Annotated in this window: 14 protein-coding genes, 3 tRNA genes and 1 rRNA gene; 8 read left to right on the top strand and 10 right to left on the bottom strand. The window is 45.0% G+C overall.

What is annotated here, in order from left to right:
- The first annotated feature begins 3 nt into the window (after window positions 1-3).
- Window positions 4-342 carry a DUF1971 domain-containing protein gene (locus KO531_RS02170; RefSeq protein ID WP_219250275.1) on the top strand — a complete coding sequence of 113 codons (339 nt, stop codon included), beginning with the start codon at window positions 4-6 and terminating at the stop codon, window positions 340-342.
- 99 nt (window positions 343-441) lie between these two features.
- Here the strand turns inward: KO531_RS02170 and KO531_RS02165 are convergent, their stop codons facing one another.
- Together KO531_RS02165 and KO531_RS02160 are read right to left on the bottom strand one after the other, a co-directional pair.
- The gene (locus KO531_RS02165; RefSeq protein WP_219250274.1) at window positions 442-858 is read right to left on the bottom strand and encodes a VOC family protein; all 417 of its coding nucleotides are present in this window, start codon (window positions 856-858) and stop codon (window positions 442-444) included.
- A 56-nt stretch (window positions 859-914) separates the two neighbouring features.
- Window positions 915-1529 carry an NAD(P)H-dependent oxidoreductase gene (locus KO531_RS02160; protein WP_028759265.1) on the bottom strand — a complete coding sequence of 205 codons (615 nt, stop codon included), beginning with the start codon at window positions 1527-1529 and terminating at the stop codon, window positions 915-917.
- 147 nt (window positions 1530-1676) lie between these two features.
- Between KO531_RS02160 and KO531_RS02155 the strand changes: the two genes are divergently transcribed.
- On the top strand, window positions 1677-2312 hold the full coding sequence (locus KO531_RS02155) for a metalloregulator ArsR/SmtB family transcription factor (protein ID WP_219250273.1): 636 nt from the start codon (window positions 1677-1679) through the stop codon (window positions 2310-2312).
- Between the two features lie 106 nt (window positions 2313-2418).
- Here the strand turns inward: KO531_RS02155 and KO531_RS02150 are convergent, their stop codons facing one another.
- Entirely contained in the window at window positions 2419-3345 is a 927-nt protein-coding gene (locus KO531_RS02150) for a hypothetical protein (protein ID WP_173496962.1), read from the bottom strand.
- Window positions 3346-3505: 160 nt separating this feature from the next.
- Here KO531_RS02150 and KO531_RS02145 point away from each other — a divergent pair, with 160 nt between their 5' ends.
- Window positions 3506-4228, top strand: coding sequence for a 16S rRNA pseudouridine(516) synthase (locus KO531_RS02145; RefSeq protein ID WP_219250272.1), 723 nt, complete (start codon window positions 3506-3508; stop codon window positions 4226-4228).
- A 96-nt stretch (window positions 4229-4324) separates the two neighbouring features.
- Here the strand turns inward: KO531_RS02145 and hmpA are convergent, their stop codons facing one another.
- From hmpA to KO531_RS02115, 6 genes are all read right to left on the bottom strand, one after another.
- The gene (hmpA, locus tag KO531_RS02140; protein ID WP_168825053.1) at window positions 4325-5518 is read right to left on the bottom strand and encodes an NO-inducible flavohemoprotein; all 1194 of its coding nucleotides are present in this window, start codon (window positions 5516-5518) and stop codon (window positions 4325-4327) included.
- 248 nt (window positions 5519-5766) lie between these two features.
- Entirely contained in the window at window positions 5767-7392 is a 1626-nt protein-coding gene (locus KO531_RS02135; protein WP_219250271.1) for a methyl-accepting chemotaxis protein, read from the bottom strand.
- A gap of 167 nt (window positions 7393-7559) precedes the next feature.
- Window positions 7560-7646 (bottom strand) — tRNA-Leu (locus KO531_RS02130).
- 68 nt (window positions 7647-7714) lie between these two features.
- Window positions 7715-7801 (bottom strand) — tRNA-Leu (locus KO531_RS02125).
- A gap of 54 nt (window positions 7802-7855) precedes the next feature.
- Window positions 7856-7931, bottom strand: a tRNA-Phe gene (locus KO531_RS02120).
- A 228-nt stretch (window positions 7932-8159) separates the two neighbouring features.
- A complete protein-coding gene (locus KO531_RS02115; protein WP_105249967.1) occupies window positions 8160-8921 on the bottom strand; it encodes an outer membrane protein assembly factor BamD in 762 nt (253 codons plus the stop codon).
- A gap of 122 nt (window positions 8922-9043) precedes the next feature.
- Here KO531_RS02115 and rluD point away from each other — a divergent pair, with 122 nt between their 5' ends.
- The 3 genes from rluD to clpB all read left to right on the top strand — a co-directional run bounded on the left by rluD (window position 9044) and on the right by clpB (window position 13526).
- A complete protein-coding gene (gene rluD / locus KO531_RS02110; protein ID WP_219250270.1) occupies window positions 9044-10018 on the top strand; it encodes a 23S rRNA pseudouridine(1911/1915/1917) synthase RluD in 975 nt (324 codons plus the stop codon).
- Window positions 10019-10753, top strand: a complete 735-nt coding sequence (gene pgeF / locus KO531_RS02105) for a peptidoglycan editing factor PgeF (RefSeq protein ID WP_219250269.1) — start codon at window positions 10019-10021, stop codon at window positions 10751-10753.
- Window positions 10754-10952: 199 nt separating this feature from the next.
- Window positions 10953-13526: an ATP-dependent chaperone ClpB gene (gene clpB, locus KO531_RS02100; protein WP_219250268.1), complete on the top strand. Its 2574-nt coding sequence runs from the start codon at window positions 10953-10955 to the stop codon at window positions 13524-13526.
- A 271-nt stretch (window positions 13527-13797) separates the two neighbouring features.
- On the opposite strand, the gene KO531_RS02095 is transcribed toward clpB, so the two are convergent.
- Entirely contained in the window at window positions 13798-14265 is a 468-nt protein-coding gene (locus KO531_RS02095) for a DUF4124 domain-containing protein (protein WP_219250267.1), read from the bottom strand.
- A 94-nt stretch (window positions 14266-14359) separates the two neighbouring features.
- Here KO531_RS02095 and pssA point away from each other — a divergent pair, with 94 nt between their 5' ends.
- Both pssA and KO531_RS02085 read left to right on the top strand, forming a co-directional pair.
- Window positions 14360-15211, top strand: coding sequence for a CDP-diacylglycerol--serine O-phosphatidyltransferase (gene pssA / locus KO531_RS02090; protein WP_105249962.1), 852 nt, complete (start codon window positions 14360-14362; stop codon window positions 15209-15211).
- A gap of 737 nt (window positions 15212-15948) precedes the next feature.
- Window positions 15949-16155, top strand: a 16S ribosomal RNA gene (locus KO531_RS02085); the annotation flags it as partial.

Here is a 16155-nt window from a genome sequence, read left to right as displayed (position 1 = left end):
ATCATGGCCTTAGTCCCCAAAGATTTTGTAAATTACAAATCAACGCCGGTTTTCAACCATGACAACGTCCCTAAAATGTTGCTTCATATGCACAATACTAAGGCTGGCGTATATGGGCAAATCCAAGTGTTAACGGGTAGCTTAAAGTTTTACGGCTTTACGGGTAGCAGGGGCGAGTTAGATAAAGAAATTATTATTCGCGCAGGTGAAACCGCCATTTCACATCCTGAATATTGGCATAAAGTGGAGCTACTGACCGAAGATACTCAGTTTCGACTCCACTTTTATGCCCATAAGGATTCGGCCATAGTGGCGCAGCAACAATCCGAGCGAAGCGAATAGTGTCTAGCACCTAGCAACTAATACTCTGTCCAATTCGCGCGGTTAGCAGCTGCTGGCAACTTCTCGCTAATAACCGATTTACGCTAATAGCAAATGGCACTAATAGCGATTTCGTTCCGTTGGAATATCAGTTAAATACTCCACAAATTCCACTTCAAAACTATGGGCATCGAAGAAGTAAATATTGCGTCGATAGGGATCTTCCATGCCATCTTTGGCAATAGGGAAACCTGCCTGGGTCAGTCTTGCTATCACAGCATCTAAGTTGTCGGTCACAAAGGCAAAATGCGCCAGTCCAATTTGATGACCAGCCAAATCGCGGTTTTCACCTTCACCATTGTCACTAAAAGCAATGTATTGATAATCATCGCCAAAATGAATCCAATTACGGGGTTTGCCGTACCAAGTGCCTTTATCGCCACCGCGAACACGCCAATGGGGGAAAGCCGCTTGATAAAAGCGCAGTGCTGCGGGGATGTCGTCTACCACTAAATTGATATGCTCTAAATGAATCATAATGCGTTCCTTGTAATGATTTTAGTCTGTTGCTGGTGGTTAAAATCTCAAGCCGCTTACATACCGTAACAGTATTCCTGCTGCTTTGGGTACGCTTGATTGGCATGTTGTTCACGAATGGGGGCTAATGCTTGGGCGTATTGATGCAGCATATATAAGCTGTATTGCACTCTTTCCCTAAGCGCGATATCGCGGGCACTCTCAGGGATGGCATTGAGTACATGGCTGACATTGCGGATGATTAAGTGATCGGGTATGGGCACTAATTTATTGTTTTTAAGGGCATTCATCTTCACTTCAACGATAGGGTAAGTACCGCTAATACCATCCGATATTGAGACTAATAAGGCGGGTTTATGGGCGGTTTCTTCGCGAGTACACATCAACAAAAAGTTCTTCAGTAATGGTGATGCCATGCCGCCCCATTCTGGGGTGATCAGCACTAGCGCATCGGCTTCATCGACTCTGTGCTCTATTTCGGGCCAGTGTTCACCTTTGTTGTCTTCTTCTCCGTCCCAAAATGGCAGATTAAACAGGCATAGTTCTAAGTGATGTATCGTGTCGTAACCCATGTTGTGGGGAGATGAGAAACTGCTTTCCGCGATATAACGACCGACTTTAGCACTTTGTGAATCGGGTCTTTGGCTGGTGCTGATGATGAGTAATTTCATTAAGTAAACCTATTTGTTTATAAATTATTTGTAAGGTAATTGCTTTATTTAATATTGTAAAGGATAAAGTAAATAAAAAAGTTTATTTAATCTGTTAAAGCAGCAGAGATTGGGAGATAATGCTTCGGCTGAAATCGGGGAGACTCAATGAAAACTACTGATAAGATTATTCAATTACTCAAGTTGCATGGCCCGCTTACTGCTAAAACCTTAGCGGAGGAATTGGCGTTAACGACTATGGGGGTGCGTCAACATCTGCAAGCTTTGGAAGATATGGGCGATGTGGATATTGAGGATCGAGTTGAAGGCCGCGGTCGCCCAACACGTTACTGGGGATTGACTGAACAAAGCCGTACTCACTTTGCCGATCGCCATGAGGAATTGACGGTACAGCTGATTGACTCGGTAAAAATGATCTTTGGCGACCAAGGCTTGGATAAGCTTATCGGTCACAGGGAGCAAAGTGCGTTAGTCCAATATCGTGCGGCAATGGAAGGTGCTACTGATATTCCGACACGTTTGGCCATACTTGCGAAATTACGCTCGAACGAAGGTTATATGGCGACCATGGAACACATCGATGGCGTGTATTTTTTACTCGAAAATCATTGTCCAATCTGCGCTGCAGCGACTAAGTGTTTGAACTTTTGCCGCTCTGAGTTGCAACTTTTCCAGCAGTTATTCGCTGATATTGGCGTGGTGAGCCGCGAAGAGCATATCATCGAAGGTGCTCGCCGCTGTGCATATAAAATTGCGGTAATTAAAGTTGCGGCGATAGCCTAGTAGTGCACTTAAGTTGTTTGCTTGAGGCGTTTTATCTGTGGGATAAAACGTCACTGAAAGCTAACGCTATATATTAAGCATTCGTTCTGGGCTTAAACCTCGGAGCTTAGGGCTTATCAGGTTCGTGATAGGCCAATAAGGTTTCGAAACGAGGATGCCCTTTAAGTTGTGAGAAATCAGCTTCATCCAACGCTAGCTCTTTGAAGGATGCGCTGTTATGGATGGCGCGTTCCAAATCAGAAATTGCTCTATCTTCAACACCTAAACACGCAAAGGCGCAGGCTCTTTGATAAAAAGCATGGGCGTTAGTTGGGTCAACTTCCAAAACACGATTACATAGGCTTTGTGCCCAATTAAATTCGCGCATTTCCATTGCGGCATCGGCCTTGTAGGTCAGCGCTTCCAAGTCTCCAGGTCGAATCGTGAGGATTTCATCGTAGACTTCAATTTTTTGTTCGGGAGTCTGGGCACTTTGGGCGCGTAGCCACAGATTATGAATTTCATTAATCACTTCTATTTCACGATTATTATCCGTGATAGTACGACTCTTATGCTTGAGTTCTTGCTCGAGTAATTTGAACTTTTCTTCGTATTGTTCGGCAATACTCTGCAGCTGATTAGCGGCCAGTTTGGCGGTATGTGTCTTGATTTCCCGTAGGGATTGCCAGCCGATAAAGGCAACTAAAGAGGCGACGCCGGCGATCATATAAAAGAAGTAAGTGACAGTGACATTGGCGTAATTCATCGACTTGTCGGCAACGGCCAGTTCGCGATCTGTGATATCTATGGTGAGGCGCCGCTCAAGATCCTGTTGATCGTATCTGAGGGATTTGAGTTCATCGAAGACGTAGCGCTCTATCAGCGGTTTATCATGGATGGCGAAAGGTTGAGGCACTTCAGGGGGATTAACTGCATCGCTCGCTTGAGTGAAGAATGAGCTCGCGAGTATCACTAAAAACAAGGCTAAAAATAGCAGGTTCGAACGTATCATAACGGGACTTGCAGATAAGTTTTTGATGCGGTAACCACTCACAATAAGATGAATTGAACGCCTAGCTTAACAAATTTTGCCTAGTTTGATCTAATTTTGCTCTAAATAAGCTCTGTGATGCTTACAGTATTGGCTCGCTATGACCTGAACTCGCATCCTGCTAGAATGGCTATCCCATTCATATTTCGTCATTTGTGGTGTTATGCAGTCTAAGCGCGGCCGACTCGATCGTTATCTCTGTACCCAGTTACACACTCACCGTAAAGCGGTACGTGAACTGTTACTCTTGGGCCGAGTACGCGTTGATGGATTGATAGTGAAGGACATGGATAGGCAAGTGGATGAGTTTTCTCACATCCAACTCGATGGGCAAATATTACAGGCCAACACGCCAGTTTATTTGATGTTGCATAAGCCGATTGGCGTGGTGAGCGCGACTAAAGATACTCAGCATAAAACCGTGATGGATTTGCTCGATTGCGAAGCCCGTGATGAGTTACATATCGCGGGTAGACTAGATTTAAATTCTTCGGGTTTGTTATTACTGACCAATGACAGCCGCTGGTCTGATGCACTAATGTCACCGACGCATAAGGTCGATAAAGTGTATCGCGTTACCTTAGCTAATCCCTTAACTGAAGAATATATCGCCGCATTTGCCGAAGGCATGTATTTCAACTTTGAAGATATAATGACTCAGCCCGCTAAATTGGTGATCCTTGCTGATCATGTTGCTGAAGTGACTTTAAAGGAAGGTAAGTACCATCAAATTAAGCGGATGTTTGGCCGCTTTCGAAACCCAGTTGTTGGTCTACATAGATTATCAATAGGTGATATTGTGTTGGATGAAGCTCTGGCGTCGGGCGAAAGTCGTATGCTGACTGCCGCAGAAGTGGCTTGCATCCGCTGTAAACCGGTAGCTTAGAGACATAGGGCAATTCAATTTATCAGCCATTATTCTGCGTATTCTAAATATAAAAATGGACTTGAGAGTCAAGTGTCCCAAGCCCGTGACATGGGATTAGAGATCGGCGTGGGGGCCGAATACTTCATAGTGCATGTTTTCAGCTGAGACACCCAGAACGAGTAATTGTTGCTTGATGGCTGACATGAATCCAATAGGCCCGCAGAAATAGTAACGTGCATGGGGAAGCAGTTGATCTGCGACTTTGCTTAATTCCATTTGTCCTTCAAAATCATAATCTGTACCTACCACATCGGTTGAACTCGGCTTGCGATACCAAACATGGCTCTTCAGATTATGATGTTGCTGGCGCTTGGTGTGAATAGCCTGTTTGAAACCATGTACATCACCTTGCTCACAGGCATGTAGCCAAGTAATAGCACTTGGATGTTGCAACTTGATCAATTGATTCAACATGCTTTTCATCGGTGTTTGACCCACTCCTGCCGAAATGAGCACGACGGGGATGTCCGCCCCGACTTCTAAGATAAAATCTCCCGCCGGCGGCATAACTGCAATTTTGTCACCGATATGCATGGTATCGTGTAGCAGATTAGATACTTGGCCACCTAATTCACGTTTCACACTGATGCGGTAGCTGTTGCCATTCGGTGCATCGGATAGGGAATATTGGCGGATTTCTTCATATGCTAAATTGGGATGTTTTAGCTTCAAACTTAAGTACTGACCGGGAATGAAATCTTTAACTGGTTTACCATCTTCGGGCGTCAATATGAAGGAGGTAATGACTGTGGACTCAGTCTTTTTCGCGCTAATGATAAACTGACGCTCACCCAACCAACCGCCATCTTGTTCTGCATGTGCCTGATAAATTTGAGCTTCTCGTTGAATAAAGATATCTGCTAAAAATCCATAGGCCTGCGCCCAAGCTTCTAATACTTCTTCTGTTACAGCATCGCCGCCTAACTCTTTAAGGGTGGCCAATAAGTGGCTGCCGACGATCGCATATTGCTCAGGCTTGATCAGAAAGCCTGTATGTTTTTGGGCAATGCGCTCGACAGTCGAACTTAGCACCGCTAAGTTTTCAATATTTTTAGCATAAGCCGCGACGGCGTTGAACAGGGCAACAGGCTGGCCACCAGAATGCTGGTGTGCCAAGTTAAATACATCTTTTAGTTCAGGATTATGTTTGAACATACGTTCATAAAAATGGGTCGTCAGCGCAGGGCCTGCGGATTCGAGTAAGGGGATAGTGCTCTTGATAACTTGGATTGTACGGCTGTCCAACATAGAAAATCCTTAACGTGCAAATATTATGAATGTTAAATGAGTTTAAAGATCTATTTGATTTGGATCAATAGTGATGATCGCAATTCGTGCTACCGATAAGCGTGATTAAGGTCATTTGAAGTGCTTTATCAAAGCGGGTACGAGATAGGGGTGATGAATAAACGTATTATTTCAATATATTACAGATGGTTTAAGGGAGGTTAACTGCAACAGCAAAGCTTATTGCAGTCATAGTGTGGTTTTTTGACTTAGAGTTTAAATGCACTCACTTGATTGCGCATGCTGTTGGCGAGTTTAGTTAAATTAACCACAGATTCACTTAATTCAGCCGCCGATGCGGTGGAATGTTCGGCAATATCGCTGATGGCAATAATACTGCGATTAATGCTTTCGGCAACGCTACTTTGTTCTTCGGCAGCGGTCGCAATATGAGTATTAAGTTCTGTGATGCTATCTACTGAGGAGACGATTTCTTTCAGTGCTTGGCCTGCTTGATTAGCTTTATCATTAGCATCATCAACTTGATTTATACCTATTTCCATAGCGTTAACTGCTTCTTTAACGCCTTGTTGTAGTGTGGCAATCATGGCCTCAATTTCTTGGGTAGATTTTTGGGTGCGCTGCGCAAGGGTCCGCACTTCATCCGCAACGACTGCAAAGCCGCGGCCTTGTTCCCCCGCGCGGGCCGCTTCAATGGCGGCATTTAATGCCAATAGATTGGTTTGCTCGGCAATGCTTTTTATCACATCGAGTACGCGGCCGATATTTTGGCTCTCATTAGACAGAAATCCAATGACTTGTGCCGTTTTTTGAATTTGATCAGATAATTGCGACATACTGCTAATCGATTGCATTACAATATTATTGCCATTGGCGGCATAGGTATCGGCATCTTTGGCTGAATCTGCCGCCGCAGATGCGCTTTGGGCGACTTCTGCGACCGTTGCCGTCATCTCATTCATGGCCGTTGCAGTTTGCTCCGTTTCGGCTTGCTGCTGTTGCATACGTTTATTGGTTGCCTGCGTGAAGCTACTTAACTCATTTGCTGAACTATTAACGGTATTTGCCGCTTCGGCAATCGAATGAAGAATGCCTCGCAAGTGTTCAATAACTTGGGTGAGGCTAGTGGATATTTGTCCTAGCTCATCGTGATTAAAAGTAGTGAATTTGACGGTAAGATCTGAGTCTTGATGGATCAGCTTAAGTTTACTGAGAATGTCATTAATAGGGTTCATCACGCTGCGATTGACCCAGAGCCCAATCACAATACTGATAATCATGGCGGCACAGGCTAATGCTACAAAAATAGTGATTGAAGATTGGTAAATGGCATTCACACGATCTTTTTCTTCGCCTGCCACGCGAATTTGCAGTGCAATCAGTTCAGATATTTGGTTACTGATGGGGTCTATTACTTGGTAAAGCGGCAGGATATTGGTCGATAATTGGCTTGATACATCACCATTTAATCCTCTTAAGCGTGAGACCAGAGTGTCAATCTGTTGATTCGCGGGTGAGAACAGCACTTCGGCTTGTTTTACGAGTCGGGATTCTTCTGAGGTAAGTTCAGTGGCTAAGTATTTTTGCCAATGCTGGGTAATGGTAGATTTGGCACTGTCTAGCGCTTCAGCTGCTTGGGAGGCGGTGAAACCACCCGCGTTCGCCTTATTGACCGCATCGATAACATCGACCGCGTACTTATCAGCAATCACTTTTAAATCGTCTAGTGGCACAACTCTATCGCCATAGATACGTTCAACACCCGATTCAATTTTACCCATCATATTAATGGCGAGAAAACCAATCGTCATTAGCATTAAAAGGGGAACCAGAATGCCGATAAACATTTTTTGTTTTATTTGTAAACCGTTCATATGGATAGCCTCAGTGAACTAAAGAGTCCTTTAGGCAGAACTCTATCTATCCCTATGATGAGTCTGTAACAATAGGTATAGCAAATCTGAGGAAAGAGGGGGGGGAGTTACAGAAAATTTATTTTGCTTCAGATACAAAAAAACCTCGCTTGGCGAGGTTTAAATGTTGGTACAGATGAGAGGACTTGAACCTCCACGCCCTTGCGAGCACCAGCACCTGAAGCTGGCGTGTCTACCAATTCCACCACATCTGCATGGCTATTCGATATTTCATCGAATTGACAATCTTAACACTGTGAATCTTAACTTTTGAACTGCAATTTGGTACAGGTGAGAGGACTTGAACCTCCACGCCCTTGCGAGCACCAGCACCTGAAGCTGGCGTGTCTACCAATTCCACCACACCTGCACTGTACCTATCGCAGTTCTCTAACATAAGTCGCTATCGCAACCCATTTAAAGATGGTGCCCGAACCCGGAATCGAACCAGGGACACGAGGATTTTCAATCCTCTGCTCTACCGACTGAGCTATTCGGGCGACGGGCGCAATTTAAAGGCTTTTCGGGTTTTGAGTCAATAGATTTTTACTAAATAACGGAAAAAGTGACTCAGTTGGATAAGATTTACACGAAAGTGTCATTTGTGCTGGTATTGAGGATGTAAAAATAGCCAAACCACTATCCACACTGAGAACTTAGCGTTATCTATTTATGGCTTATTAGGGTAACCAAGCAAAAAAATGCCCCTATTAAAGGGGCATTCTCGGTTAGTTTGATAAGATTTCATTGTTTGGGAAGTTAGCTTGCATTACCATGAGCACGTTTTGCTTCAGCTTGCTCTGACCTAATTCGCCATAAGCTTCTATCATTATCTCTAATGCCCGTTCATTTGAAGGGGTGCCAGGGTATGTTTCCATTACAGATTGTGCTCGGATTGCTGCGGCGCTCCATGCATTCATCTTGAGATAATACTCGGCAACTTGAATTGAATATTTTGCTAAGCGATTCTTCAACGCTAACATGCGTTTTTGCGCATCGGCGGCATATTTGCTGTTAGGGTAGGTTTTGATAAGACGATCAAAATCTTTGAAAGCATCTTGAGCATTTTTAGGGTCACGATCGGTTCGGTCGATATTAAGCATGTCGTGGAACATGTAATTGTCGGCTTGCATGTTCACTAAACCGCGCATATAGAACACATAGTCTACATCTGGATGAGTTGGATTAAGACGGATAAATCTGTCTATGTTCGCAATACCAGAAGCGACATCGTCCATTTTATAGTAAGCATATATCAGGTCTAACTGGACTTGAGTTTTGTGAGGTCCGAAGGGGAAGCGTGAGTCTAACGCTTCCAAAGAACGGACAGCTTTAGAGTAATTGCCAAGCTCCATAGAGGTTCTTGCCTGAGTATAAAGTACATCAGGTGACGTTTTGGCGGCAATATCGTTATCATCAGGGCTGCTGCTACAGGCTGATAACGCTAGTGAAAATAGGACTAAGGTAACGCCTTTGGAAAATTTATACATACTTGAATTCAATTCTTTTTAAGTTGTAGTTAAGAATTTTTCCATTTCACTATAAAATAGAAAACATCCGATTGTAACAGATAGCACACATTTTTTGACCCCTAAATGGGGATACGGTTCCTATGACACAAGAGATTAATCTAAAAAGCGAGATTTCGGCAACACAAACTGGACTGAGATTAGATCAGGCCCTAGCAGAGTTGTTCCCAGATTACTCGCGCACGCGCATCAAGGAATGGATCCTATCTGATGCAGTTCATGTTGACGGCGTTGTCGTTAATAAGCCCCGAGAGAAAGTTTATGAGCTGCAACAGATACTCATAGATGCCACTCTTGAAGAAGAAGTTCACGCAGCGGCACAGGCCATTGATCTGGATATCGTCTATGAAGATGACGACATTATTGTGATCAACAAGCAAGCGGGACTCGTGGTTCACCCTGGTGCTGGCAATGCCGATGGTACTTTGATGAATGCACTGTTGCACCATTGTCCCGATATTGAGCATGTACCACGTGCTGGTATTGTGCACCGTCTGGACAAGGATACTACAGGTTTAATGGTTGTAGCCAAAACCGTTGAAGCGCAAACCCATTTAGTGGCCGCCTTGCAGGCCCGTGAAATCACTCGTGAATACGAAGCGATTGTGATGGGGACTATGACAGGTGGCGGTACTGTGGATGAGCCGATTGGTCGTCATCCAACGAAACGTACTCATATGGCGGTGCATCACTCAGGTAAACCAGCTGTGACGCATTATCGTGTGGCGGAAAAATTCCGTAATCACACTCGTCTAAGATTGCGCCTTGAATCTGGTCGTACTCACCAAATTCGTGTGCACATGGAATACATAGGCCACGTATTAGTGGGCGATCCTGTGTATGGTGGTCGTCCAAAACCGCCGAAATGGGCCAGCCCAGAGTTTTTTGATATTCTGAAAAACTTCAAGCGCCAAGCTCTGCACGCTGTGCGTCTTGAATTAGCCCATCCTGTGAGTTGTGAAATCATGAGCTGGCACGCGCCAATTCCTGAAGAGATGGTGATTTTGACGAAAGCACTGCGTCAAGACACGGTCGAGCATCCGATCGAGTATTTGTAAGTGTTTAATCACGATTGGCCTGTTCCCGCTAATGTTGGCATCGCTATGACAAATTGTCATGGCGGTGTGAGCGTGCATCCCTATGACAGTTTGAATCTTGGACTGCACGTCGGTGATGCGCCTGAGCTGGTGATGGCTAATCGTGAATTACTCTGCAAACAATTAGCGTTAACCGCCGAGCCTGTCTGGCTCGAGCAAGTGCATGGTACTCATGTGCTTAATTTAGATGCGCTGAGCTTAGCTCCTGCTGTGGATACACAGATTGCCGATGCCAGTTACAGCCGAACGGCTAGCCAAGTTTGCGCTATAATGACTGCCGATTGTTTACCTGTGTTGTTGTGTAATCAAGCGGGAACCGAAGTGGCTGCAGCCCATGCCGGTTGGCGTGGTTTATGTGATGGCGTGATTGAGGCCACCGCGGCGCAGTTTAGTTCACCTATGGATGAGTTGATTGCCTACCTCGGTCCGGCTATTGGTCCACAAAAATTTGAAGTCGGTGTTGAAGTACAGCAAGCCTTTTGTACTTTACATCCGCAGTCGGCAGCGTGTTTTATTCCAAGTGGTAACAAGTATCTTGCCGATATTATTGGCTTGGCTAAATTACGCTTGAGTTTACTCGGTATAAACCATATTTATAGCGCAGATATCTGCACAGTCAGCGACACGGATTACTTCTCTTATCGTCGCGATAAGGTGACGGGACGCATGGCTTCATTGATCTGGCTTAAGTCTTAAGCCAATTCCCCTACAGTTTGTATTTATTTGCGCGTTATTCTCTTGAATTTGGCTAAATAGCCCCCATCTTTTAACTAACGAAATGTAATACCAATCCTATTTAGATCTCTCCATTAGCGGTACTGATTTTAAAGCCACTAAATTGGCAAGATGTCTTATGGATTGGCATATCTCTACTATATGAGTGTTAGGAGGCTGTATGCGACTCGATCGTATGACCAATAAATTTCAGCTTGCCATCTCTGATGCCCAGTCACTCGCACTTGGGCGTGATCATCAGTTTATTGAACCGCTGCATTTGATGATGGCATTGTTGAACCAAGATTCAGGTTCAATCCATCCCTTATTGACCCAAGCTGGCATTCGAGTGAGTGCGCTGCGATCGCTCTTGAGTCAAGAGCTGGAACGCTTACCTCAAGTTGAAGGGACTGGCGGCGATGTACAATTATCCCAAGGTTTAATCCGTTTATTAAATCTGTGCGATAAATTGGCGCAAAAGCGTAAAGATAAATATATCTCTAGCGAATTATTTGTATTAGCTGCGTTAGAAGGTGCCGATGCTCTTGCACAAGCGTTGAAAAAAGCCGGCGCGACCAAAGAGTTGATGGAACAAACCATTGAACAAATGCGCGGCGGCCAAAAAGTGGATGATCCGAACGCTGAAGATCAACGCCAAGCGTTGAAGAAGTTTACTATCGATCTCACCGAGCGAGCCGAACAAGGCAAGTTAGATCCTGTGATCGGCCGTGACGATGAAATTCGCCGTACGATCCAAGTGTTACAACGTCGCAGTAAAAATAACCCCGTCCTTATCGGTGAACCGGGTGTGGGTAAAACGGCGATTGTTGAAGGACTTGCCCAGCGTATCGTTAATGGTGAAGTCCCCGAGGGCATTAAAAATAAGCGTGTCTTATCCCTCGATATGGGCTCATTGATTGCGGGTGCTAAATATCGTGGTGAGTTCGAAGAGCGTTTAAAAGCGGTACTTAATGAGTTGTCACAGGAAGAAGGTCAAGTGATCCTCTTCATCGACGAGCTGCATACTATGGTCGGCGCCGGTAAAGGTGAAGGCGCAATGGATGCGGGTAACATGCTCAAACCTGCGTTAGCGCGTGGTGACTTGCACTGTGTGGGTGCGACAACGCTTGATGAGTATCGACAGTATATTGAAAAAGATGCGGCGCTTGAACGACGTTTCCAAAAAGTGCTGGTGGATGAGCCAAGCGTTGAAGACACCATTGCTATTTTGCGTGGACTGAAAGAACGTTACGAGCTGCATCACCATGTGGAAATTACCGATCCGGCGATTGTGGCGGCAGCGACCATGTCGCACCGTTATGTGTCGGACCGTAAGTTACCCGATAAAGCGATCGATTTGATCGATGAAGCGGCATCGAGTATCCGTATGCAAATGGACTCAAAACCTGAGTCACTCGACAGGCTCGAACGTCGTGCTATCCAGCTCAAACTGGAGGAGCAGGCGTTAGCCAAAGAAAATGATGAGGCGAGTCGTCGCAGGCTTGACCATCTGCAAGAGGAATTACGTGACGTTGAAGCGAAAGCTTCAGAGTTGAACGAAATCTGGCGTACTGAAAAAGCCGCATTAGCGGGCACTCAGCACATAAAAGCCGACCTCGAACAGGCTCGAATGGATTTAGAAGTGGCGCGTCGTGCGGGTGATTTAACTCGGATGTCTGAGCTGCAATACGGTCGTATTCCTGAGCTTGAAAAACAGCTCGATTTGGCATCGCAAGCCGAAATGCAGGACATGACGTTATTGCGTAACAAGGTTACTGAGTTCGAAATCGCCGAAGTATTGTCGAAAGCGACGGGAATACCCGTATCGAAAATGCTTGAAGGCGAGCGCGAAAAATTACTGCAAATGGAAGTGGCACTGCATGAACGAGTGATCGGCCAAAACGAAGCCGTCGATGCGGTCGCGAATGCGATTCGTCGTAGCCGCGCGGGTCTGGCGGATCCAAATCGCCCGATTGGCTCGTTCCTGTTCTTAGGCCCAACAGGTGTAGGTAAAACTGAGCTGTGTAAATCACTGGCGAGGTTCTTATTTGATACCGAATCGGCTTTAGTGCGCATTGATATGTCTGAGTTTATGGAGAAACACTCAGTATCGCGTTTAGTGGGTGCGCCTCCAGGATACGTAGGTTATGAAGAGGGCGGTTACTTAACGGAAGCCGTTCGTCGTAAACCTTATTCGGTGATATTGCTCGACGAAGTCGAGAAAGCGCATCCCGATGTGTTTAACATTTTACTGCAAGTGCTTGATGATGGACGCTTAACCGATGGTCAAGGTCGTACTGTCGATTTTAGAAATACAGTGATCATCATGACCTCGAACTTAGGCTCCGACATTATCCAAGAAGGATTTGGTCAAGTGACCTATGCAGAGATGAAAGCAGCGGTAATGAATGTGGTGACTCACAGTTTCAGACCCGAGTTTTTAAACCGCATCGATGAATCTGTGGTGTTCCATCCATTGGATGCTGCCAATATCAAGCGTATTGCTTCGATACAAATTGCTTCCTTACGCCAACGTTTGGCTGAAAAGGACTATACATTGGAGATCACCGACGACGCATTATCACTGATTGCGGAAATTGGTTTCGATCCTGTGTATGGTGCAAGACCGTTGAAACGGGCATTGCAGCAAGAAGTCGAAAACCCGCTGGCGCAGAAATTACTGCGTGGTGACTTGTTACCGGGTAAACCGATCAAGGTCAGCTGTGTGGGTGGCGAGTTAGTGTTCGAGCAATAACCCGTAGCTAGTAACTTAGTGTGTTGTTTGAATGCGATACGTTAATCGCAAGCTTGAAGTTGAATACGTTGAAATAGGCGAACTGCAATAAGCGTTCTTGAATGAACGAGCTTGAAATAAACTATCTTGCAATAAGAGATAGAGCTGTTTTAGTCAGTATCGCTCCCGCTTCAAGCACTAAAACGAAAGGAGCCGAGTTTTTAACTCGGCTCCTTTTTTTATTGCATCAGCTTAATCGTTGTTCATTAATGTAGTGGCATAGTAAATTTGGCTACTTCTTATCACAGAAGAGTTTGATTCTTTCCTGCTGCTGGGCAATCGAGGCTTGGCGATCTTCTTCAGTCATAGCGACAGATTCACCCGAATCGGAAGTTTGGCGGATAAGCTTAGTATGCGTAGTGAGTATTTCTAAATTGTGTTTTGCACTCTCACAAATGGAGTTAGCCTGTTTGGCGTCTTTTTCTTTAATCAGCGCAGCTGACTTTTCTAATTCAGTGGCTTCAGAAGTTACTTCCGCTTTCTTTACTGGTGCGATAAAACCCACTTTCGCCTGCTCTAAATCTTCACTGTAGAGCTTTTCTGCTTTGATGTTTTCTTGTTGCGGGGCTTGTTGGCTGTAATGTGTCACCCCATTTTCATCGACCCAAGTATAAATAACGCCCGCAGAAACGGGGCCAATGAAAAGGCCGAGCCAGAGCCATCGATAAAGTATTGTTCTGAACATGTTCACTTTTAACATCGAAATCATCCCTAACTGGTCTCTCATCGACATGATAATAAAATATGTTATCTTGAAAGCTAACTTCTCTTCACTGAACTAGCGTAATAAGTGTATGCAAAATTCTTCAAATCAAACAGTAAAGAATAAAGGTATCTATTTATTACCGAACCTTTTTACGACAGCGGGTTTGTTTTCTGGTTTTTATGCCGTAATTGCTTCCATGAATGCTAACTTTGAAGCCGCAGCGATAGCCATTTTTATTGCCATGATTTGTGATGGGCTCGACGGCCGAGTGGCAAGACTGACTAATACCCAGAGTGATTTTGGTGCCGAATACGACAGTATGGCGGATATGGTGTCCTTCGGAATGGCACCAGCATTACTTGCCTATAATTGGGCACTAGCCGATTTAGGTAAAATAGGCTGGCTAGCGGCATTTATTTACTGTGCTGGTGCCGCATTAAGACTCGCTCGGTTTAACACACAAGTTGGCGTTGCCGATAAGCGCTATTTTCAAGGACTCGCAAGTCCGGCCGCCGCCGCTGTTATTGCTGGCAGCATTTGGCTTGGTAATCAATACAGTCTCGATGGAAAAAATATCAGTTGGATTGCAGCCCTTGTGACTGCGGCAACCGGTTTACTGATGGTCAGCAATTTCCGCTATCACTCCTTTAAAGAAATTGACTGGCGTGGCAAGGTTAACTTTATCGTGATCTTACTGGTCGTCGGTGTATTTGTGGTGGTGTCAGTTCAACCTGCATTGATCTTATGTGTCGGTTTTTACTTATATGCGATTTCAGGCCCAATCATTACTATCAGAACGGTGAGAAAACTTAAAGTCGCTCATATTGTCGGTGATGATACGGTGACGAATGTCGAGATCAATCACTCAACCCAAGCTGCAGCACAAACACAAAGCGCTACAAATATCGAAAAAGAGAAACAAGAAGAGCATAAATCTTAGGGCTCGTGCTTTTGAACAGTGCTTATCATTAACTAGGTGCAAACAAGAGTAAGACATCACACTGGGCATAACGCTTTTAGAGGTTTACTGATAGATATAGCGAAAAATCGCTATCAACTTCTGTTTATGCCCATTCAATCTATTAAAATCCCTGCAATAGGCGATTTATTTTGCCAAACTTATCAACCCAAACAGCAATATTGCTCAGTATTGCAGTATATTTCTGCAGTTTGGTGGTTATTCATTCGCTTGGCGCTGATTGTTAAAAAAGCCCTTGCACAAAAAGTTTCACTGCCTATAATGCGCATCCACTGACACGGCAGACAGCGAAAGCCAGCTGGCGAGTTAGGTTGAATTGAGTCGCTTTTAAGCACTTAATTCAAGTGCAGCAAGAAGTTGAAAATACTCCTTGACGCGAAACGGGAAATGCGTAGAATACGCAGCCCTAGCCAACTGGAAGCGTTCGACGCTCAGTGTGGTACTCAAGTTCTCTTACGAATATTGAGTTGCTCTTTAACAAGATAAAACAAGAAATCTGTGTGGACACTCACAGGTGTTGAGTTAATCGAAACTGCTTAGCCTTCGGGTTGGCAGTCAAAAATTTAAATCAATGTAACAATGAGTGTTCATAGTAATATGTACAGTTTGTTTCAGCCCTTCTTTTATAGGGAGTGCGAGAAACAAAAAATCAGAATTCATTGAGCCGCTGAAGTCGCAAGACGGAAGCAACAAAACTTTAATTGAAGAGTTTGATCATGGCTCAGATTGAACGCTGGCGGCAGGCCTAACACATGCAAGTCGAGCGGCAGCACAAGGGAGTTTACTTCTGAGGTGGCGAGCGGCGGACGGGTGAGTAATGCCTAGGGATCTGCCCAGTCGAGGGGGATAACAGTTGGAAACGACTGCTAATACCGCATACGCCCTACGGGGGAAAGGAGGGGACC

The sequence above is a fragment of the Shewanella sp. NKUCC06_TVS genome, assembly GCF_019345515.1.
GTDB classification, from domain to species: Bacteria; Pseudomonadota; Gammaproteobacteria; order Enterobacterales; family Shewanellaceae; genus Shewanella; species Shewanella oncorhynchi.
This window is presented reverse-complemented; position numbering and strand designations above follow the sequence as displayed.